Source organism: Lysinibacter cavernae (assembly GCF_011758565.1).
GTDB lineage: Bacteria > Actinomycetota > Actinomycetes > Actinomycetales > Microbacteriaceae > Lysinibacter > Lysinibacter cavernae.
The window spans coordinates 1,173,614-1,193,876 of the sequence record NZ_JAAMOX010000001.1 but is presented as its reverse complement, the minus strand read 5'-3'; the positions used below and the strand labels follow the sequence as shown (position 1 = coordinate 1,193,876).

The window sequence follows — 20,263 nt, the reverse complement described above, 5'->3', positions numbered from 1 at the left end:
CATCCGCTTCGTCTCCCGCCAGCGCAGGAGATCATGTTTTGTTCTGCCAACACCCCCCCACACAAAGGAGTCGCAATGTCACATCGTTTTCGAATCGGAACGGCCGCCGCGGTTATTGCCGCGCTTGCCCTCACCGGATGTTCATCATCCGACCCACTGGCCGCAGACGGCGCCGTGAAAGGATCTGACGGTTCAGGGATTATCGTTGGCTCTGCCGACTTCCCTGAGAGCCAACTCATCGCCACGATCTACGCCGCTGCGCTGCGTGCAAAGGACATCGAGGTCACCGAAAAGCTCAATATCGGCAGCCGCGAGGTGTACATTCCGGCTATTCAAGACGGCTCGATTGACCTGTTGCCTGAGTACAACGGTGCCCTGCTGCAGTACTTTGACGCCGAGACCGACGCCGTCACCCCAGATGAGGTGTCTGAGGCGCTTGCCGGCAAGCTTCCGGAGGGACTGATCGCGCTGCCAAAGTCAGACGCCCAGAACGGTGACGTGCTCACCGTGACCAAAGAGACGGCGGAGAAATACAACCTCACAACCATTGAGGATCTTGTGGCACACGCCGATGAGCTTGTGCTCGGAGGCCCACCTGAGTGGAAAACCCGCATCAACGGTGTGAAAGGCCTCGAACAGGTATACGGCCTCACCTTCAAAGACTTCTCCGCGCTGGATGCTGGCGGTCCGCTCACCCTGAGCGCCCTGCTCTCCGGCCAGATCCAGGTTGCCGACCTGTTCTCAACCGATTTTGCAATCAGCGAGAACGACCTGGTGACCCTTGAGGACAACAAGAAGCTCTTCCTTGCCGAGAACATTGTTCCGCTCATTAGCGACGCAAAAGCATCTGACGAGGTGAAGGCAGTGCTGCAGAGTGTGTCTGATGCCCTGACAACTGAGGACCTCATCGAAATGAACGGTCGTGTTGCTGCACTAGAAGACATGGGTGATATCGCAGCAGACTTCCTCAAAGAAAAGAACCTCGACTAACTCTCAACCAACCCCCGGAGAACGGACTCGGCATGCTCGTACTGAACGGAACTCATCTCTCGCTAGACGAATTGGTCTCGGCCGTGCGTTCGCACGAAGCGGTGTCGCTTTCGGCTGAGGCGCGGGAACGGGTGAACCGCTCCCGCGAGCAGGCGGTGGATGCTGCCAGCAGGCGAGACGTCTACGGCCGAACCACCGGTGTGGGGGCAAATAAGACCGCGGCCATTGCCAAGGATGATTCCGAGCACGCCATGCGGTTGTTGCGGAGCCACGCGATCGACGCTGGCCCGTTCCAGCCGGCTGACCGGGTGAGGGCCGCACTGATTGTGCGGCTCTCACAGTTGGCGGCCGGCGGGTCTGGCGTTGCAATCGAGATTGTGGATGCGCTTGCCGCCATGATCTCGGCCAACGCCCTTCCCGCCGTGCGCCGGTGGGGTGCAATCGGTACCGGAGACTTGCACGCCTTCGCGGCAACAGCGCTCACCCTTGCGGGGGAGCGACCGACGGTGACCGGAATGGATGCTCCGGTGTTCAAGACGTGGACAGCGCACGATGCGCTTCCCTTTATCAGCAGCAATGCGCTGACGCTTGGGCGCGCGGCGCTTTCGCTCGCGCGTCTCGACGCCCAGCGGCAAGCCGCGCTCGTCGTTGCGGCCTTAAGCTGCAGAGCGATGTCAGGCAACCTCGAAGCGTTTGACCACAGGGTCGCCGCTGCGGCTGGGAGCGACGGGGCAGAAGCGGTGGCAGCCGCCATGCGGACGCTCACGGAAGGATCGGGCAGCCAAGCCCGCATCCAGGACCCGTACTGCCTTCGGGCGATCCCCGTTCTGTACGCGCCGCTCTGGGATGAGGCGGCCCACCTGCGCAGAACCATCGAATTGCAGATATCTGCGCCGCAGGAAAATCCACTGATCGTCTCTGCCGGCGATACGTCAGGCCGTGGCGACGTCGCCCACAACGCGAGCTTCTTTGCCAGCGTTCTTGCGCACCGACTCGACTCGCTTCGGCTTGCGGTTGCCGAGCCGCTTGCGCTTGCCGTTCGCCGCATTACGCTCCTTCATGATCCAGCGTTTACCGGCCGTGATCGATTCTTGGCTGAGGGACCCTCAGGCTCCTCTGGTCTGATGATGCACGAGTATGTGGCTGCCTCTGCCCTCGCAACGGCGCGAGCGGCTGCAACTCCTTCCGCACTTGATTCAGTGGTGTTGTCGTTGGGGGCGGAGGAGGACGCGAGTTTCTCGACGGCATCCGTCGACCAGCTCGAGCAACAGCTCGACGCCACGGCGGTCATTCTTGCCGCCGAATGGATGTCAGCGGTTCGAGCGCTGAGGCAACAGGGAGTCACGCCCTCCGACCTTGTGTCGCCGCTGCTGCGCATGGCCCTCACTCAAGGAAACGAGCTCGGCACCGACGACCACGATGCCGATCTTGACGCGAGGCTTGACGCCGCAATCCGCCGCGTTGAATCCCTTGGAGCTGCTGGTCACGGCGCTTCCTGAAGGGGACAGGAGCTGGCGCGCACTATCCTCGAAGTATGACTCGACGAATGCGAACGCTGTCTCGACGAACGCCGTCTCTGCATGGCTTCCCCCAAAAACTCCTTGCCGCAGTGGCCCTTCTTGGGTTCACCGTCACGGCCATCGTTGGCTCGCTGGCCGTTTCCGTCCAGTCGGCGTCGGCCGATGTGAATGACTTTCGGTTTTCAAGCTTTCACGCCGAATATTTGCTGAGCAGGGGCGTCGACAACGAGTCGAACCTCAGGACCGTCGAGACGCTCGTCGCCCAGTTCCCGGACTATCCGCAGAACCGCGGCATCATTCGATACATCCCGACCGACTACAACGGGGTCGACCTCAACACCCGCTTTGGCTCGGTCACGGATTCCCTCGGCCAGCCGGTCCCGTACGAGACTGAGCGGGACGGCAACTTTCTTGCTGTTTCGGTTGGAACTGACGAGTACCTGCTCGGGGAGCACACGTTTGTGTTGACGTATGAACAGACCAACGTTGTGCGTGACTTTTCAAATACCAACGCAAATGAGTTCTACTGGGACACAAACGGCACCGAGTGGGCCCAGCCCTTTGACGAGGTCAACGTTGAGCTCCGTGTCGCCCCAGAACTCGTTGATTCGCTGAACGGTAACGCTGCCTGCTATTCGGGCGGACAGGGCAGCACTGCCGGATGTGAGATCGAGCAAGACCCGAGCGACCCGGCATTCTTCCGGGCCTCTGTTGACGGGGGAGTCGGGGCTCAAGAGAACATGACCATCGCGGTTGGCTTTGACCGCGACACGTTTGTCATTCCCGCGGCTCCTCGGCAGCAGTGGTGGAACACCGTTCTGCCACTCACGCTCGTTGGCCTTGGGCTTGCCTCGTTTGTCATGTTGTGCATCGCGCGCGCCCGCCTGTGGAAGGCTCCGCAGGGGCGTGGCATCATCATCCCGCAGTACACGGTTCCCAAGAACCTCAACCTGCTTGAGGCGCAGAACATTATTTCGACGGTGCGCAGCGCGCTGCCTGCCCAACTCGTGAGCTTTGCGGTTCGGCACAATGTGCGCATCCTCGACTATGCGGTGACCAAGAAAGGCAGTAAGGCCAAGAACCCCTTCACGCTTGAGTTTCGCACGTTGGATGGGCTTGACGACCTCGAAATTGATCTCATCAAGGCCCTGTTTGGGCCAAATCCCGCCCCCGGCGCCGTGATCGAGCTCACCGGCCCCGATGCGGAGAGGGCAAGCAAGATGCAAACCGTGCTCGCAAAGGTCAAGCCTCGCATGATGACAAAGGGCTGGCGTGCGCTCCCGAGTCAGCCGCTGCCAAAACTGTGGCTTGGTGGATCGTTCCTGTTTGCGGTGCTCGCCATTGGCTCGGCCGCGATCACGCTCATGACAAATGCTGAGAGTGGATACACCTTTATCGCGGGGGCTGGCGGGCTGATCCTCCTCGTTTCGGTCACCGTTCTTTCAGTGAAACCGAGGCAGCTCACCTCAGCGGGTGCCGAGATGGAGGAGTACATCAAGGGGCTTAAGGTTTACCTTGAGCTGGCAGAGAAGGACCGGTTTGCCATGCTGCAGTCGGTGACTGGAGCCGACCGGGTCCCGTTCATCCCCGAGAACGCGGCAGGGCTCGTGAACACCGCAGATCGAGTTGATGCCTCAGACCCGAGGGCTGTCGTCAAACTCTACGAGAAACTCCTCCCGTACGCTGTGCTGTGGAACATCGAGAAGAGCTGGTCAGAGGCGCTCGCTGTTCACTATGAACAGTTGAGTGAGCAGCCCGACTGGTTTGTCTCGGCAACCATGTTCAACGCGGCCAGATTCAGCACCTCGGTCGCCGGATTCTCGGCGCAGACCACACAAGCGACCTCAGCTCCGAGCTCGTCGTCGAGTGGCGGAAGCTTCTCTGGCGGCTCGATGGGTGGCGGATTCTCTGGTGGTGGCGGTGGTGGCGGTGGCGGCGGCGGCCGCTAGCCTGTTGAAGCGTGTGCGCAGCGCGGTACGATGAGGGCACACACGCCAATCGCGCAACGAGGGGTACCGATGTCAACGTTCATCCAGACCACAACCGGCGAACCCGTATGGATCGACCTGTTTAGCTCTGACCCCCTGGTGGCCGGTGAGTTTTACTCCCAGCTGTTCGGCTGGACTCCCCGCGAAGGCGGAAGCGAGTTGGGTGGCTACATCAATTTTTTCCTTGATGACAAGCAGATCGCAGGGATGATGCCGAACAACACCAACGGGGTGATTCCCGATTTCTGGACGGTGTATCTCAATATCGACAACGCGGACGCGGCCGCTCATATCATTGCCGAGACCGGTGGCCTCGTCCAGATCAACCACCGGGTGCACGACCTCGGCACCATGGTCGTTGCAACTGACCCATCAGGCGCAACGGTTGGTGGATGGCAGGCTGGCACCCACCTTGGCTTTGACGAGGTCCAGGCGCCTGGGACTCCGGCGTGGTTCGAGCTGCAGACGAAGGATTATCCGTCGGCCGTGTCGTTTTACCAGGAGGCCTTCGGCTGGAACACGTCGGTGATGAGCGATAATGACGACTTTCGGTACTGCACCCTTGGCGTCCGAGAGAACGCAAAGGCCGGCATTATGGACGGGCAACAATTCTTGCTCGACGACGATTCGTCGCAGTGGCTTGTTTACTTCTCGGTCGCGAATACCGATGCGTCAGCCGCTCGGGCGGTTGAGCTTGGAGGCACGATCGTTGATCGGATCAGGGACACCCCGTTTGGCCGGATGGTGACCGTCCTCGACCCGCTCGGGGCAGCCTTCAAACTGATTCAGGTGCAGCGATAACGGTTGTATGCCCAACTCTCGATGGTGACAAGAGGGCAGTCGCGACGGCGGCGTCGATGGCGCGTTTGCGTGCTCCACGCGACTCATCGTTCCTGCTAGGCTATGCATGAGATTAGAACATATATTCTAACGTGTCGGTGCTGATCGTGCCGCACCCACCGAACTGCAAAAGGAACCCTTCGCATGCCACTCGCTGACGAACTCATCAGCCCAGCAACTGTCGAGCTCCTGCGTGACGCTGTGCTTGAGCAGCGACCTGGCACCGAGGCTTCCGCACTGTCAGCGGCCGTTGAAGGGATGAAGGGCCTGACCCTTCGGGCCCGCACCGATCTGCTTCGAGACGCGTATCTCAGTGACTGCGGAGCCAGTTTTGCCGAAGTGCAGCGCGTGACGACGGCAGCCCTTGCGCGGGACGACTTCGCCGGGTGGCTTATCTGGCCGGTTGGTGAGGCGGTCGCCGCCGCCGCGCTCGCCGAACTTGGCAGCAATCCCTCGGCCTTTGAAGCTGCGCTGTACCTCCTCGCCGACCTCACCCCACGGCTCACGAGCGAGTGGGCCATTCGGCCGTTGCTCAGCCGCGACCTCGACAGGGCGCTCCTTGTTGTGCGTGAGTGGACAATGCACCCAGACGAACACGTCAGGCGATTCGCGAGCGAGGGCACGAGACAGTACCTCCCCTGGGGAACGCAGGTCGCTGGGCTGGCCGCCGATCCGCGCATCACGTTGCCAATTCTTGACGCCCTCTATCGCGATCCCAGCGAATACGTGCGGCGCTCGGTTGCCAACCACCTCAACGATCTGAGCCGCAAGCATCCAGAGGTTGTTTGCGAAACGGCGACGCGCTGGCTCGCTGATGGTGACGAGAACACGAGTCAACTCGTGAAGCATTCTCTGCGCACGCTCGTCAAGAAGGGCGATCCAGAGGCGCTCGCACTCCTCGGTTTTGCTCCGGTTGTAGGAGTTGAGGTCACTGGGCCAGCGGTCGAGACGAGTGCCGTCGCTCTTGGGGAGGCTCTCCCGTTTGCGATCACCCTTCGCAACGTTGGCACGCAGCCGCAGCGGATGGTCGTTGACTACACGCTGTTCCACCAGAAAGCCAACGGCACGCAGACGGGCAAGGTGTTTAAGCTCACGACCGCAACACTTCAGCCTGGCCAAACGCTCGAACTGCGCCGGTCGCACTCCTTCGCTGTTATCTCAACACGCAAGTATCACCCTGGCCAGCACGCCATTGAGGTGCAGCTCAACGGTTCACCGGTTGGTCGTGTTGATTTTGAACTGACGGTGCCTGCCTAGCCTGCACTGAAGTAGCACCGGCGCAGTGGCGAACGCATAGTATCGCCATGACCGAGCTAGCTCGCATAGGCCACTTCGCCGCCGATGATTGTTTTTGTGACGGCGACCTCGCGAATCGCGTCGTGTTCAACGGTAAAGATGTCCTGCGAAAGCGCAACAAAGTCGGCGAGCATTCCTCTCCGGAGCGTGCCCTTGATCCGCTCCTCGTGGCTTGCAAACGCGGAGCCGTACGTAAACGAGCGAACGGCGTCTTCGACCGACACTGCTTCTGTACGCCCGACATACGCGCCTGACGCGGTGCGTCGATTTACCGCGTCATGAATGCCAAACAGCGCTGACCCGTTGGCGACGGGCGCGTCGCTGCTGCCGGGAACGACGATGCCAGCATCGAGCAGCGACTGGCCCCTGTAGGCCCAATCGGCGCGCTCTTGACCAAGCGCAGCGATCATCCCGTCGCCAAACTCCGATACAAAATGAGGCTGGGGTACGGGGACGATACCAAGTGCGGCGGCGCGAGCCACCTGTTCTGGTGAGCTCACGCCAAAGTGCTCAATGCGGTGCCGCGCGTTGGCGCGTGGATGCTCAGCGTTTGCCTGCTCAAGGATGTCGAGGATGGTGTTGATCGCGCCGTCGCCGATTGCGTGGGCCGCGATCTGCCATCCGGAGCGGTGCGCCGCCCGCAACCAGTCGTTGAGGTCGCCCTCCGCGAATTGGAGGAGCCCCCTGTTGCCCGGCTCGCCGTGATAGTCGCAGCACATGAATGCGGACCGCCCAATGAGTGACCCGTCGCTGAGTACCTTTGTACCCCCGATACGTAGCCATTCGTTGCCGAGGCCGGTGCGCATCCCGTGATCGAGTCCAAAACCTGGGCCGCCCTGAGACGAAAAGGGAAGACTGTGCAAACTTGTGATGTAGGGCATGAGGTTGGCTCGAAGGGGGAGTATGCCAAGCTCAAGCGCATCCTGGTAGACGGCGACGTCGCCAAACTCGTTCGTTTCCGCGAGCACTGAGAAGAGTCCTGGGTCGGTAAAGCTGGTGATGCCGTTACTGAGCGCGTCGGCGCCACCGGTCGCGATGGCATCGAGCACATCGGCGGTTGTGCGGCTCGGCAGGGCCTTGACGATGATGGCCTGCGCTTTTTCCTGCAGCAAACCAACGGCTCGCCCTGTCGAATCGCGCTCGACAAATCCGCCCTCAATCTCGGGCACGTTGAGCCGATCGCTCCAGCCAGCCAAGGCAAACGCCTTCGAGTTGCCAACGCCCATATGCTCGGAGACGTGTGACAGCCAGGCCGGTCGCCCTCCGCTCACGGCATCAAGTTCTTCCGCAGTTGGGTGCCGGCCAATGATGTTCTGGTCATAGCCGCCGCCGATGATCCAGGCGTCAGGCGCGAGCGTAGCCGCGTGAAGCCGAACCGCTTCGAGGAAATCGGCGAGCGTCGAGACTCGTTCCGGGCGCAGGTTGAGCTGCATGAGGCGAAAGCCGTGGAAGACGAGGTGCCTGTGTGCATCGTTGAACCCTGGGACGATGGTTTGGCCGTCAAGATCGACAGTATTGCGCGCGCTCACACCGTCAAGATCATCGTCGAGACCAACGATTCGTCCGCCTATCACCCCGAGACGCGATGCAACTGCGGCCCCGGCAACGCCGGTGTGAATCTGTCCGTTGGTGAAAAGTGTGTCGAGAAGCATTGGTTCCTAGATGTGGTTGAGGGAAAGTTTGGCCGTGGACATGCGTTTGCTGAGGGCAAGTACGCTCACGAGCGTGAGAACGATCAGTACCGTGTAGTACGCGGCGACAAACCAGGGATGGGTGCCTCCTGACGCCGAGAGCAGAAGCTGGGCGATAAGTGGGGTCGACCCTCCGATGAGCATCCCGCAGACCTGGTACGACACGGAGACGCCCGTGTACCGGATGTTCGCTGGGAAGACATCCGCGAGGAAGCTCGAAAGCATGGCGTAGTAGCTAGCCCCCGTTGCAATAGAGAGGGCGAGGCCCAGCCCGATCAGGATGGGGTTACCGGTGAGAATAAGCAAGAACATCGGAACAACCATGACGATATTCAGCCCAAGCACGGTGGCCATAAATCGTGTGCGGCCGAGTCGTTGCGAGAACCGCGGAGCAAACGGCTGCACGATGAACTGCAGAATGGAGACGCAGAACAGCACCATCAGCATTGTGCCTCGGTCAACGCCGAGTGATGAGGTGGTCCATGAGAGCGCAAACGTGTTTGTGAAGTAGGCGGAGGAGATTCCGATGGCGCTGGCGCCGATGCCGAGAAGCACGAGCGGGGTGTGCTTGCCAAAGAGCGTCGCGAGTGGAACCTTGACAACCTCGTTGGTCTTTTTGACCTCGGCAAAATCTGCGGATTCTTCAACCTTGAGGCGAATGACCAATCCAACGATGACGAGTACCGCCGAGAGGAGGAACGGGATGCGCCAGCCCCAGGCCATGAAGGCCTCGTTGCTCATCGAAAATCCCGCAATTGCGAACGTTGCGGTGGCAAGGATCGACCCAACGGGGGAGCCCTGCTGCACCCACATCCCGGCTTTGCCCTTATTGAGTTCTGTTGAGTTTTCAGTAGCGAGCAGTACGGCCCCACCCCATTCGCCGCCGACGGCGATGCCTTGAAGTGCGCGGCAGAGCACAAGGATGATGGGCGCGGCTATGCCGATTGTCTCAAACGTTGGCAGGAGGCCGATGATTGTGGTTGCAACGCCCATGAGGAGCAGCGTTGTGACGAGCACATTCTTTCGGCCAAGACGGTCACCGAGGTGGCCGAAGATGACGCCGCCGATTGGCCGCGCAATGAAGCCGACCCAGAAGGTCGCGAACGACGCAAGCAGGCCGGTGACGGGGTCAGCGCCTGGGAAAAACAGTGGGGCGAAGACGAGGGCAGACGCTGTGCCAAAGATGTAAAAGTCGTACCACTCGATTGAGGTGCCAACAAACGCGGCGATCGTGGAGCGCCGCGCCCTATCTTGGGGCAGCGTGTCGGGTGTTGCGGTCGTAACCATAGTTTCTCCATTGAATCGGGTAACGGGGGATGCAGTGTGGCGGCCTTGGACGGCCTTGACTTAGTATCGAGCGAAACTTCATGCTTGTCTAAGACCAAAAAGTACGTAAAGTCATGCCTTGGAGGCATAATGAATCTCAGAGTCCTCGAATACTTTGTGGCGGTGGCAGATTTCGGTTCGGTGACGGCCGCCGCCGATGCTGTGCGCGTCTCGCAGCCGTCGGTATCCCGCCAGCTGAGGGGCCTCGAAGCCTCGCTCGGTGTGACCCTTTTGCAACAGCACCGCAACCACACGGTGCTGAGCGCAACGGGAAAACTGTTTCTTCCCGTTGCCCGTGACCTTCTCGCTCGCTCGGATCGTGCGAGAAGCTTTGTCGCTGCCCTCGCGGAAGGGGTCTCGCCTCCGCTGCAGATTATTGCGCCAGAATCAACCATTGAGGCCCTCATCGCGCCGCTCGTTGCGAGCGAGCCCGACATTAACGTGGCCGACGTGCTTTCGGTTGAACCGACTGACGTCTTCCACCGCATTGCGGACGGGCAGGCCGACCTCGGCCTCAGCACCGTAGTGCCACCGGGTGAACTCGAATCACGGCGCCTCGTCGACGCACATATTCAGGTTGTCTCTCGCATTGAGAACGACCCGTTTGCTCCTGGCTCCGTCAACCTTTCCAACTTAGACGCCCAGAAGCTCATCGTCATGACTCGCACGCACTACTCTCGCATCCGATTCGACGAGGCAGCCGCTGAGGCCGGGCTCGACCTCAGCTTCATGCGTGAGATGAGATCGGTTGCCGTCGCACAGGCGCTCGCGACGGCAGGCAAAGGATTCCCGATCATCACGGGCATCGCCTTTAGCAACGTCACACCGCATCCCATTAGTCACAAGGGCGCCTGCCTCACGGTGCCGCTCTACGCGGCCTGGGCTCCAGGCCATTACGCGGACCAGGCTATCCATCACCTGCTCGACCGACTTATCTATCTCTCGCGTGGACGCGAATCGTGTAATTGTGCCGAGGTGTAGCAAGCCAGTTCGGGTCCGGATAGCGGGTCAATCGGGCTAGGCTGGTGCGGTGAGAGTACCAGCAGAGGGCATCGTTGTTTCCGAGGAGAGCCTTGCAGAAAGCGACGACCGTGTCGTTGCGTCGCTCGTATCGGTCGTGAACGCGCTCGTTGAGAACGGCATCCAGTTTGCCGACCTTCCAGAAGGAACGGTGCTGAGCTATTACGTTGACTTTTACACGGCACAGATGCTCGACCTTGGCTTTGCCCAGGTAGCCCACAACGGAGGAACGAGCCCAGCGGTCGCCGGGCTCATCGCGCACGGGCTGCAGGCAATGGGTGCTGGTGATCACAGCGACCTGTTTGAGCGTCAACTTGCCGTCTGGGATGCGCTGCCAGAGCGAACCCAAGACAAATTTCTTGACGGTAAACCGCCAACGAAGGCGCAGAAACTGGGCAAAAAACCGGGTCTCTTTGCCGGTGCCGCTGCGGGTGTTGCCGCCGAACTCAACGCGTTGGTGTCAGAGTTTGAAACTCTGAACTCACGGGCAGACCTCAGCGAACTCAATGGGGCTTGGCTGCGCAGGCATCCCGACCTCGTGCCCGTTCGCCGTGATCGGCTGAGACCCTTCATCGCCGCTCGCGTGATTGAAGCGACACGACGTGCAGATGCCGCCGGTGCATCTGACGGCCAAGAGGATGCCAAAAAACCGGGTCCAACCTCCACAGACTAACAGTCTGCCCTGAGTGCATTTCGTGAGTTTGTTTTGGGCCTGTCGCTCGCCCCTCGCGCGGCGATAGGCTACAGGCAGAAGGCTTCGCAGGTGAAGTTGTTCCGCGAAGTCTGAATCACGAGAGAAAGACGAAGGGGTTGACGGCATGCTACACATCGACATTCCGACGAGGGCCGATATCGAGGGACTTGCGACCAGTCGCGATCCGATCTCGGTTTCGCTTTACCTGCCTACGAACCCGATCCCAGCCGAATCAGATACGTCGCGCATCGAGCTCAAGAACTTGGCCTCCGCCGCGATCGATCAGCTGCGAGCGGCAGGAGCGGCGAAGCCTCAAATTGAGGCGGTCAAGGAGCATCTCGACGATTTGGTTGATGACGTAGCGTTCTGGCACTACCAATCGCACAGCCTCGCGATCTTCGTGACGCCAGACTCGGTGCAGACCTATCGGCTTCCCAACGTGCTCACCACCGCCATCGAGGTCTCAGACCGCTTCTACATCAAGCCGCTGCTTCGAGCCGTTACCTTCCCGCAGGCGGCATTTGTGCTTGCCCTTGCGCAGAACTCGGTTCGACTCATCGAGATTTCGGCCGACTCCGAACCGCATGTTGTCGACGTTCCTGGCTTGCCTGAAAATGCGGCGGATGCGGTTGGGCTCGACTCCATCAGTGGGCGCCAACCAGAAGGTCGCATCCAGGGCTCAGAGGGCCTCAAGGTTCGGCTCCGGCAGTACTCTCGGGCAATTGACCGGGCCCTTCGTGGCGTCCTCACCGGCTATAACCTTCCGCTCATCATTGCGGGGAACGAGCCGCTCGTGAGCATCTATCGTTCGGTGAATAGCTACCCGAACCTGGCAGAGAAGGTTATTCCTGGCAACGCGGAAGATAAGTCGGATGCCGACCTTGCCGCATCCGCCCGGCACATCCTTGACGATATCTACGCGGCCGAGCTTGCGCAGTTGAAGGACACCATGGCAAGTCGCGCGGCACACGGACGGGCCGTGACCGACCTGAGCGACGTCGCACGGGCCGCAACCTTCGGCGCGGTTGAGACGTTGTTTGTCGATATTGACCAGGCAGTCCCCGGATTTGTTGACGACGAGTCGGGGGCCATTACGCTCGATAGCTCGGACGATGCCCGCAACTACGGTGTTGTCGACGAAGTCCTTCGGCGAGCGTTGCTTTCAAGCGCGAGCATCTTTGCCGTGAGATCGGGCGATATGCCCGGTGGCGGCGCAGTTGCGGCAAGCGTGCGCTTCCCCGTCTAAACGAGCGGATTCCTCACGAGGCCTCATCCGGTTCGACAATCGTTCCGGTTGGGGCCTCGTGCTGTGCTCGGCGACCCAACCGCGCATAACACCACTCGGCCAATCGCTGCAGCACCGTGAGGGTCGCGACAATGAGCATGATGCCGACAAAGCCATTGATCTTGACATCTTCGCTAAACAGGGCGCTGATGACCGCGAGAAACACAAACTTCGACAGGAATAGCACCAGCCATACGCCGGCGATCATCGCGGCGGTGCTGAGCCGGTGCTCGCTGGCCCTCGACGTCCGAACGATGAGGTTCTTGAGCGCAAACGTGAGCATCGTGAGTGCCTGCATCACAATGGCGAGCAGGAAGGTGACCGAGTAGGAGCGCGTGACCAGCACATCCGTGTAGTCGTTAAAGAATCCAAGCACCACGCTATACAGCAGCACCCCGATCGCGAGGTTCGCGACGAATGCTTGGGCTTTGGTTGGTGGGGCAAACTGGCTCATACGACAACACTAGGCCGGGCGGCGGATGCGCGGGCACCATGCCGAGGGCATCCATACCGAGGTCATCCACCGGATGCGCCTCGGAAAACGGGTCAGTAAGCCGTCTGCGGGGCGTGCCGTGGAGGGCGGAAGGTATACGGGGGTAAACCCCCGTATACAGTGGGGGGAGTATCCGGTAGTTCACACCGGCATCCCTCGCCAGACTGGAATCATGACGAACACCGACACACCCCGCCCCACATACCAACAGCTCTGGAAGCGCGTTCCAGGCGCGCTCGGCTACCTCTTGCCAAACATCGTGATCGCGACCATCATCAGCGTTGTGCTGTGGCTCATGCTTGGTCTTGGTCTTGGTTTCGCCGTACTTTACGGAGGAATCTTCATCGGTATTGCAATGTTCGCGGTTGCGCGCTGGTCGGGGAGCATGGATCTCTCCCGGTTGGAGGCCGCGGGGATGGAGCCAATCGAGCGGCCAACCTGGCCAACGATTCAGTCAAAGACTCCACACGGGCGGTTGTGGGCAATGATGAGCAATGCCCACTACTGGAGCTATTTTTTCCACGGTGCGCTCGTGCAGATGCTGCTCATGGCCGTCACTTGGGGCCTCTCACTCATGCTTGTCCTCCTCGCTATTCTTGGCCCGACCTCCGTCATCTGGACTCGCTTTCAAGGCGACGACAACGAGTCGGTTGGCGATCTGCTCTACACCTACGTCCCAAGCCTCGGCATCACCGACCCTGCCCTGTTCGATTTCTGGCTGTACACGGGACTTGGTGTGCTGGTCCTTGCAACCCTTCCCTGGACGCTTCGCGGCCTGATGAACCTGCACCACGGCGCCGCCCGCCTGATGCTTGCGCGTACCCGTGCCGATGACCTCGCCGATGAGGTCGAGAATCTTGCCGCATCACGCAGCTCGGCCGTTGCCGCTGAAAACACCGGCCTTCGCCGCCTTGAGCGAGACATCCACGATGGGCCGCAGCAGCGTCTCATCCGCCTCCAGATGGATCTTGCCGCAACCGAACGGATGCTCGACAAAGACCCTGGCGCCGCGAAGGACTTGCTGGTTGAGGCGCGTGCCCAGGCCACGGATACCCTCGAAGAGCTGCGGGCACTTTCGCGCGGCTTTGCTCCGCCCCTGCTGCAAGACCGCGGGCTCATGGTAGCCCTCGATTCGCTGGTTGCCCGCAACACCATCCCAACAACGGTTATCAAGGGTGACGTTCCGAGGCTCAGCCCGGAAACCGAACTTGGGGCGTACTTTGTTGTTGCCGAGCTGCTCAGCAATACGGCTAAGCACTCGTCGGCTTCCGCCGTGACGGTTGCAATCGGTATCGATCGTTCCGGTGACACCGAGCGCTGCGTCATCTCGGTCACTGACAACGGCACGGGTGGCGCCAACATCCTCACCGGCCATGGACTTGCCGGGCTTGGGGAACGTGTCAACGGTCTTCGTGGGACCATGCAGATCGACAGCCCGGCCGGTGGCCCAACGGTCGTCACAGTCGCGCTACCGTTAGAGGTGTGACTTCCTCTGATTCGCCGCTCCGCGGTACGCCTCCAACTCAGCCGCTTGCCCACGCCAACACTGTTGGTGGTGGGCAAGCGGCTGAGGTAGAGAGCGGTGCGTCGGCCAAAGCCATTCGACTCGCGGTCGCCGAAGACTCGCTGTTGCTGCGCGAAGGGCTTGTGCGGCTGTTTGATGAGGCGGGATTTGAAACCGTTGGTGCCTTCGGTGACGCGGTGACCCTGATCGACTATCTCGCCGCTTGCTCGGTGGGTGAGCTCCCCGATGTGGTCGTGACCGACGTGCGAATGCCGCCAACGTTTCGGGACGAGGGCGTTCACGCGGCCATCGAGATCCGCCGTCGCTGGCCCGCCGTTGGCGTGTTGCTTCTGAGCCAATACGTCGAGAGCGTGTACGCGCAAGAGCTGCTCGCTGCGGGTGCGAACGGGCTCGGGTACCTCCTCAAAGACCGGGTGCAGTCGTTAGACGACGTGCAGGACGCCATCCAACGAATCGCTGCAGGGGGCACCGTGCTTGATCCACAGGTGGTGAGCCAGCTCGTGTCGCTGAGGCGCGACCCCATAGCAACGCTCACTCCGCGGGAGGGCGAGGTGCTCGGCCTCATGGCAGAGGGGCTCACCAACCGAGGCATCGCCGAGCGCCTGGTGCTGAGCCTCGGGGCCGTGGAGAAGAATGTGACAGCGATTTTTGTGAAACTTGGCTTGGAGGATTCGGGCTCGGACCACCGCAGAGTGCTTGCGGTTCTGACCTGGCTGCGGGATTAGGCGCAACAACATACTTGCTTAGCTCCTGCCCGCGTGTGTCAGGCTGTACCAGCATGTGCCGGCTCGTGCCAGCCTGAACCTGCGTGCCCGCCCGCCCGAACCTGCCTGAACCTGCGTGCCCGCCCGCCCGAACCTGCCTGCACGGAAATCGACGGCGGGAAATCCACGCAAATCTTACGAAACGAGTGTGGATTTCCCGCCCTCGATTAGCCGTGGCCCGAATAGGTGACAGCGCGAGGGACTCGTGTGGGACGGGCCTTGGCGCGTGGGGAAAAGTTGCCCTTGGGCAACCTAGCGCGTGAGGTCAGCTCGTGTGCCAAGTCCGTGTGTTCGTGAGGGCGGCTCTGCTTCTGCGTGCGCGAAGGAGCCCGGCGTGGACTACTAGCGCGCCCGATGACACCCGGCTCTGCTTCTGTGTGCGCGAACGGAACCTCCTACGCCCCCACGTACGCTGCGAGGTGCTGTCCCGTCAGGGTCTTTCGCTGCGCGACGAGGTCGGCAGGCGTGCCTTCGAAGACAACTTTGCCGCCGTCGTGGCCAGCCCCTGGGCCGATGTCGATGATCCAGTCTGCGTGAGCCATGACGGCCTGATGGTGCTCAACAACGATGACTGACTTGCCAGAGTCGACAAGACGGTCGAGGAGCCCGAGGAGGTTCTCGACGTCGGCAAGGTGTAGGCCCGTTGTTGGCTCGTCGAGCACGTAGATGGTGCCCTTTTCAGCCATATTGGTCGCGAGCTTGAGTCGCTGGCGCTCGCCGCCAGAGAGCGTATTGAGCGGCTGGCCGAGGCTGATGTAGCCGAGGCCAACATCGGCAAGGCGGTCGAGGATGGCGTGCGCGGCGGGCGTCTTGGCCTCGCCAGTGGCAAAGAACGCTTCTGCCTCGGTGACGGACATCGCGAGAACCTCGGCGATATTGCGCCCGCCAAAGGTGTACTCGAGCACCTCCGCCTGGAACCGCTTGCCTTCACAAACTTCACAGGGCGATGCAACGCTGGCCATAACGCCGAGGTCGGTGTAGATGACGCCGGCCCCGTTGCAGTTGGGGCAGGCGCCCTCGGAGTTCGCGCTAAAGAGCGCCGGCTTCACTCCGTTTGCCTTGGCAAATGCCTTGCGGATGGGCTCAAGCAGCCCTGTGTAGGTTGCGGGGTTGCTGCGGCGCGAGCCCTTGATGGCACCCTGATCGATGGATACTACGCCAGCGCCTGCTGGAATTGAGCCGTGTACGAGTGAGCTCTTGCCTGAGCCGGCCACACCGGTGACGACCGCGAGCACACCGAGGGGAATATCAACATCAACCTGCTGGAGGTTGTTTGCTGTTGCCCCTCGGATCTCGAGGCTGCCGGTTGGCTTGCGTACGGCATCCTTGAGCGTCGCCTTGTCATCGAGGTGGCGGCCCGTGAGGGTGTCGCTCGCCCGCAACCCCTCGATGGTTCCCTCGAAGCAGATCGTGCCGCCAGCGTTTCCGGCGCCGGGGCCAAGATCGACAACACGGTCGGCGATAGCGATCATTTCTGGCTTATGCTCAACGACGAGCACGGTGTTGCCCTTGTCTCGAAGCTGCAGCAGAAGCTTATTCATGCGCTCGATATCGTGGGGATGCAGCCCGATGGTTGGCTCGTCAAAGACGTAGGTGACGTCGGTGAGGGATGAGCCGAGGTGGCGGATCATCTTGGTGCGCTGGGCCTCGCCGCCGGAAAGGGTTCCGGCTGGGCGCTCAAGGGCGAGGTAACCGAGGCCAATCTCGACAAAGGAATCGAGCGTGTCGCGGAGCGCATCGAGGAGCGGGGTCATCGACGGCTCGTTGAGGTCGCGCACCCACTTGGCGAGGTCGCTGATTTGCATGCGGCAGGCATCCGCGATGCTGATGCCGTTGATCTTGGACGTTCGTGCCGGCTCAGCGAGGCGCGTGCCGTCGCATTCTGGGCAGGTTGTGAATGTGACGGCCCGGTCAACAAATGCCCGGATGTGCGGCTGCATGGCCTCGCGGTCCTTTGACAGGAATGCCTTCTGCACCTTTGGGATGAGGCCCTCATAAGTCATGTTGATATCGCCAACCTTGACCTTGACCGGCTCTTTGTAGAGGAAGTCTTCGAGCTCTTGTTCGGTGTAGTCGCGGATCGCCTTGTCAGGATCGACAAATCCGGAGCCCGTGAAGATCTTGACGCCCCAACCGTCGGCCGTGTAGCCGGGAATAGTGAGCGCGCCCTCGTGAAGCGACTTCGAATCGTCGAACAGCTGGGTGAGGTCGATGTCGTTGACCGTTCCCATGCCTTCACACCGCGGGCACTGGCCGCCAAGCACGTTAAAGCTGCGGCGTTCTTTGACGGTCTTGCCACCTTTTTCAAAGGCAACGGCGCCAGAGCCGCTGATGGAGGCGACGTTGAAGGAGAAGGCCTGCGGCGAACCGATGTGGGGGCTGCCGAGGCGGCTGAAGATGATGCGGAGCATGGCGTTCACATCGGTTGCGGTGCCAACCGTTGACCGGGAGTTGGCTCCCATTCGCTCCTGATCGACAATGATGGCCGTGGTCAGGCCTTCGAGCAGGTCTACGTCGGGTCGGGCCTGGTTTGGCATGAACCCTTGCAAAAACGCGCTGTAGGTCTCGTTAATCATGCGCTGCGATTCGGCGGCAATCGTGCCAAACACCAGTGAGCTTTTGCCAGATCCCGAGACTCCCGTAAACACGGTGAGGCGGCGTTTTGGGATCTCAACGCTCACGTCTTTTAGGTTATTTTCGCGGGCGCCTTGGACGCGGATGAGGTCGTGGGTGTCGGCGATATGCGCATCGGTGCTGCGGCTAGCGGCGGTGGTTTCCGGGCTCATCGTGTCTCCATCTCGTGTGTTGGGGGACTGCCTCGCGTGGGGAGAATTGGGAGGCAGGATGCGCGGCACAGTGAGCCGCGCGACGGGCAATGGTGCAGTGTGACACCACTTGGCTCACTGGTCTGTGAGTTCCTCATGGTTGGTGCCACAACACACGTTTGATTCTAGGCCTTGGCCACCGACAATACGGTCGAAAAACTTCTCCAAAGCTGCTCGGTTTCTCCAACAGACAGGGGATACCCAGGACTGGATCGTCGGACGTCGGTTGGCAACACCGTTCACTCACTGAGCCTTTCGGCTGCAGGCCAGCGAAGGTGTGGACGCCGAGGGTACCCCGGCATCCAGTTGGAGCGCCCTCGCTACGCGTTCACGACGTCGAGGGTTTTGTGGATCGTGCTTGGATCGTCGAGTACGTGTGCGACGGTCGCGGCAACATCCTCGCGCGTAATTTCAGCGGATTCGAGGTCTTCGCCGAGGACAACATTTCCTGTTGCCGGTTCGTTGGTGAGACGGCCTGGGCGAAGAATGGTCCAGTCGAGCGAGGTATCCCGAACGTAGTGGTCGGCGTCGCGCTTGGCAATAACGTATGCAGCCCACACCGGTTCGGTGCCTTCTGGGAGCGGCTCTTCAACTCGGATGGCCGAGATCTGCACGAGCCGTGAGACCCCGGCAATTGCCGCGGCATCTGCGGTGAGTACTGCCCCGCCGTAGTCGACGGTTCGCTTGCGTTCCGCGGTTGAGCCTGGTCCGGCACCGGCCGAAAAAACGACGGCGTCGGCACCGTTGAGAACCTTGGCCAGATCCTCGGCTGAGTCGTTCTCAAGGTCGACTATGGCAGCGGTTCCGCCTGCCGCCTCGATATCGGCGGCCTGTGCCGGGTTTCTGATGGTGCCGATCACCGCGGTGCCGGCCGATGACAGGATGCGGGTGAGGTGAAGGGCAATCTGGCCGTGTCCGCCAACGATTACAACGGTTGAGAGCGATGTTGTCATGTGAGGCTTCCTGACTGGTTGATCGGGTACTCGCCCGCGTTGATGCCTTCGAGTGCCGGGCTATCCGCTACTTCTTCGGCGTCGGCTGTCAGGTAGACGGCAAGTACGCTTGCGGCGGGGGCCTGCCGCCCGCTGATGAGCAGGGGAGCGGCGTTGTCGTATTCGAGCACAAGCGCCCAGCGCTCTGGTGCGGGGTAAATCACGGTGAGATGGTCGTAAGGAAAGCTCAACCAATCCTGGTCAGCGGAAGCGGAAGCGGAAGCGGAATCGGATGCCTCCGACGGAGCGGTTTCGGTTGGCTTGAGCAAGAACCTGTCGGTGGTGACCACCAGCTGGCCGGTTGTGAACGAGCTCCAATCAGCTCCGTAGGTGACGTCCTGTTCGGTCAGGAGACGGGTATCGCCGGTGGTGTAGACAAGCCCAGCCGTCACATAGGGTGGAAATTCGGCCGCGTCTTCGTCGTCGACCTCATCACCAAGTTCTTCTCCGAAGAACTGCCCATACGCGACATGCAAGCTGGCGACAGGCGTCTCATCGTCGGCGAGCATTCCAAGGAGGGTTGAGTCCGCGAGTTCAACGGCAACAAGTTCTTCGCCCGACCGGATGTAGGTTGCCAGCAGCGTCGCCTCGTCCCACGCGGCCCGGTCGAGAGCATCCTCTGCCTCATCATCCCGTCTTGCGGCGCCGGGGTTGGCCGCTGAACCATTCTGAGCTGGGGTTGGAAGCGCTGCGGCTCCTCCCGAAGCTCCTGCAAGGGAAGCAGTCGACGTCGGGTTGAGCACCGCGCCTCCGTTGCTCGCGGTCTGCCGCGCCTCTCGTTTGTCTCGTGCAACCCGAAGGGCCCCTCGAAACGCCATGATAATCATGATGAGCGGGAGTACAAACCAGAGCACCGTGACGATCAGCGACGGCGTCGAAAGGCTCTCAAGCAGGTCAGGATTGTCGAGGTAGGCGGCATACATCGCCTGGTTGATGAGCATGAGCCCAACGTAAAAAACAACGGCGAGGACAGCGGGGACAAGCCACCGCAAGTGTGTGCGCATGGATTAAGCC

General features: G+C 61.1%; 16 protein-coding genes. 10 read left to right on the top strand and 6 right to left on the bottom strand.

The window, feature by feature from the left end:
• The first annotated feature begins 75 nt into the window (after positions 1 to 75).
• The 5 genes from FHX76_RS05330 (at position 76) to FHX76_RS05310 (ending at position 6,595) form a co-directional block, all read left to right on the top strand.
• Positions 76 to 990, top strand: a complete 915-nt coding sequence (locus tag FHX76_RS05330; RefSeq protein ID WP_167148622.1) for an ABC transporter substrate-binding protein — start codon at positions 76 to 78, stop codon at positions 988 to 990.
• A gap of 32 nt (positions 991 to 1,022) precedes the next feature.
• Complete coding sequence (locus FHX76_RS05325; protein WP_167148620.1) at positions 1,023 to 2,489, top strand: aromatic amino acid lyase; 1,467 nt, start codon at positions 1,023 to 1,025, stop codon at positions 2,487 to 2,489.
• 35 nt (positions 2,490 to 2,524) lie between these two features.
• A complete protein-coding gene (locus tag FHX76_RS05320; protein ID WP_167148617.1) occupies positions 2,525 to 4,459 on the top strand; it encodes a DUF2207 domain-containing protein in 1,935 nt (644 codons plus the stop codon).
• Positions 4,460 to 4,528: 69 nt separating this feature from the next.
• Positions 4,529 to 5,299: a VOC family protein gene (locus FHX76_RS05315; RefSeq protein WP_167148615.1), complete on the top strand. Its 771-nt coding sequence runs from the start codon at positions 4,529 to 4,531 to the stop codon at positions 5,297 to 5,299.
• A gap of 183 nt (positions 5,300 to 5,482) precedes the next feature.
• Entirely contained in the window at positions 5,483 to 6,595 is a 1,113-nt protein-coding gene (locus FHX76_RS05310) for a DNA alkylation repair protein (RefSeq protein ID WP_167148613.1), read from the top strand.
• Positions 6,596 to 6,651: 56 nt separating this feature from the next.
• On the opposite strand, the gene FHX76_RS05305 is transcribed toward FHX76_RS05310, so the two are convergent.
• Both FHX76_RS05305 and FHX76_RS05300 read right to left on the bottom strand, forming a co-directional pair.
• Complete coding sequence (locus FHX76_RS05305) at positions 6,652 to 8,286, bottom strand: amidohydrolase (RefSeq protein ID WP_167148611.1); 1,635 nt, start codon at positions 8,284 to 8,286, stop codon at positions 6,652 to 6,654.
• Positions 8,287 to 8,292: 6 nt separating this feature from the next.
• On the bottom strand, positions 8,293 to 9,612 hold the full coding sequence (locus tag FHX76_RS05300) for an MFS transporter (protein ID WP_167148609.1): 1,320 nt from the start codon (positions 9,610 to 9,612) through the stop codon (positions 8,293 to 8,295).
• A 129-nt stretch (positions 9,613 to 9,741) separates the two neighbouring features.
• Between FHX76_RS05300 and FHX76_RS05295 the strand changes: the two genes are divergently transcribed.
• The 3 genes from FHX76_RS05295 to FHX76_RS05285 all read left to right on the top strand — a co-directional run bounded on the left by FHX76_RS05295 (position 9,742) and on the right by FHX76_RS05285 (position 12,611).
• On the top strand, positions 9,742 to 10,632 hold the full coding sequence (locus tag FHX76_RS05295) for a LysR family transcriptional regulator (protein WP_167148607.1): 891 nt from the start codon (positions 9,742 to 9,744) through the stop codon (positions 10,630 to 10,632).
• 49 nt (positions 10,633 to 10,681) lie between these two features.
• Positions 10,682 to 11,344, top strand: a complete 663-nt coding sequence (locus FHX76_RS05290; RefSeq protein WP_167148605.1) for a DMP19 family protein — start codon at positions 10,682 to 10,684, stop codon at positions 11,342 to 11,344.
• 145 nt (positions 11,345 to 11,489) lie between these two features.
• Positions 11,490 to 12,611 carry a baeRF11 domain-containing protein gene (locus FHX76_RS05285; protein WP_167148603.1) on the top strand — a complete coding sequence of 374 codons (1,122 nt, stop codon included), beginning with the start codon at positions 11,490 to 11,492 and terminating at the stop codon, positions 12,609 to 12,611.
• A gap of 13 nt (positions 12,612 to 12,624) precedes the next feature.
• Here the strand turns inward: FHX76_RS05285 and FHX76_RS05280 are convergent, their stop codons facing one another.
• A complete protein-coding gene (locus FHX76_RS05280) occupies positions 12,625 to 13,104 on the bottom strand; it encodes a hypothetical protein (RefSeq protein ID WP_167148601.1) in 480 nt (159 codons plus the stop codon).
• Between the two features lie 211 nt (positions 13,105 to 13,315).
• Between FHX76_RS05280 and FHX76_RS05275 the strand changes: the two genes are divergently transcribed.
• Together FHX76_RS05275 and FHX76_RS05270 are read left to right on the top strand one after the other, a co-directional pair.
• A complete protein-coding gene (locus FHX76_RS05275) occupies positions 13,316 to 14,629 on the top strand; it encodes a sensor histidine kinase (protein WP_167148599.1) in 1,314 nt (437 codons plus the stop codon).
• 113 nt (positions 14,630 to 14,742) lie between these two features.
• Positions 14,743 to 15,393, top strand: a complete 651-nt coding sequence (locus FHX76_RS05270; protein ID WP_167150366.1) for a response regulator — start codon at positions 14,743 to 14,745, stop codon at positions 15,391 to 15,393.
• A gap of 434 nt (positions 15,394 to 15,827) precedes the next feature.
• On the opposite strand, the gene FHX76_RS05265 is transcribed toward FHX76_RS05270, so the two are convergent.
• The 3 genes from FHX76_RS05265 to FHX76_RS05255 form a co-directional block, all read right to left on the bottom strand.
• Entirely contained in the window at positions 15,828 to 18,218 is a 2,391-nt protein-coding gene (locus FHX76_RS05265) for an ATP-binding cassette domain-containing protein (protein ID WP_167148597.1), read from the bottom strand.
• 359 nt (positions 18,219 to 18,577) lie between these two features.
• Positions 18,578 to 19,210: an SDR family oxidoreductase gene (locus tag FHX76_RS05260; RefSeq protein ID WP_167148595.1), complete on the bottom strand. Its 633-nt coding sequence runs from the start codon at positions 19,208 to 19,210 to the stop codon at positions 18,578 to 18,580.
• Positions 19,207 to 20,253, bottom strand: a complete 1,047-nt coding sequence (locus tag FHX76_RS05255; protein WP_167148593.1) for a hypothetical protein — start codon at positions 20,251 to 20,253, stop codon at positions 19,207 to 19,209. Before FHX76_RS05255 ends, FHX76_RS05260 begins: the two co-directional genes overlap by 4 nt.
• Positions 20,254 to 20,263 lie beyond the last annotated feature (10 nt).

Bases quoted from the DNA above. Each gene is read 5' to 3' on its own strand.
- FHX76_RS05310 (WP_167148613.1), top strand. From the start codon at position 5,483: ATGCCACTCGCTGACGAACTCATCAGCCCAGCAACTGTCGAGCTCCTG.
- FHX76_RS05300 (WP_167148609.1), bottom strand. From the start codon at position 9,612: ATGGTTACGACCGCAACACCCGACACGCTGCCCCAAGATAGGGCGCGG.
- FHX76_RS05285 (WP_167148603.1), top strand. From the start codon at position 11,490: ATGCTACACATCGACATTCCGACGAGGGCCGATATCGAGGGACTTGCG.
- FHX76_RS05320 (WP_167148617.1), top strand. From the start codon at position 2,525: ATGACTCGACGAATGCGAACGCTGTCTCGACGAACGCCGTCTCTGCAT.
- FHX76_RS05330 (WP_167148622.1), top strand. From the start codon at position 76: ATGTCACATCGTTTTCGAATCGGAACGGCCGCCGCGGTTATTGCCGCG.
- FHX76_RS05280 (WP_167148601.1), bottom strand. From the start codon at position 13,104: ATGAGCCAGTTTGCCCCACCAACCAAAGCCCAAGCATTCGTCGCGAAC.
- FHX76_RS05255 (WP_167148593.1), bottom strand. From the start codon at position 20,253: ATGCGCACACACTTGCGGTGGCTTGTCCCCGCTGTCCTCGCCGTTGTT.
- FHX76_RS05325 (WP_167148620.1), top strand. From the start codon at position 1,023: ATGCTCGTACTGAACGGAACTCATCTCTCGCTAGACGAATTGGTCTCG.
- FHX76_RS05315 (WP_167148615.1), top strand. From the start codon at position 4,529: ATGTCAACGTTCATCCAGACCACAACCGGCGAACCCGTATGGATCGAC.
- FHX76_RS05295 (WP_167148607.1), top strand. From the start codon at position 9,742: ATGAATCTCAGAGTCCTCGAATACTTTGTGGCGGTGGCAGATTTCGGT.
- FHX76_RS05265 (WP_167148597.1), bottom strand. From the start codon at position 18,218: ATGAGCCCGGAAACCACCGCCGCTAGCCGCAGCACCGATGCGCATATC.
- FHX76_RS05260 (WP_167148595.1), bottom strand. From the start codon at position 19,210: ATGACAACATCGCTCTCAACCGTTGTAATCGTTGGCGGACACGGCCAG.
- FHX76_RS05305 (WP_167148611.1), bottom strand. From the start codon at position 8,286: ATGCTTCTCGACACACTTTTCACCAACGGACAGATTCACACCGGCGTT.
- FHX76_RS05275 (WP_167148599.1), top strand. From the start codon at position 13,316: ATGACGAACACCGACACACCCCGCCCCACATACCAACAGCTCTGGAAG.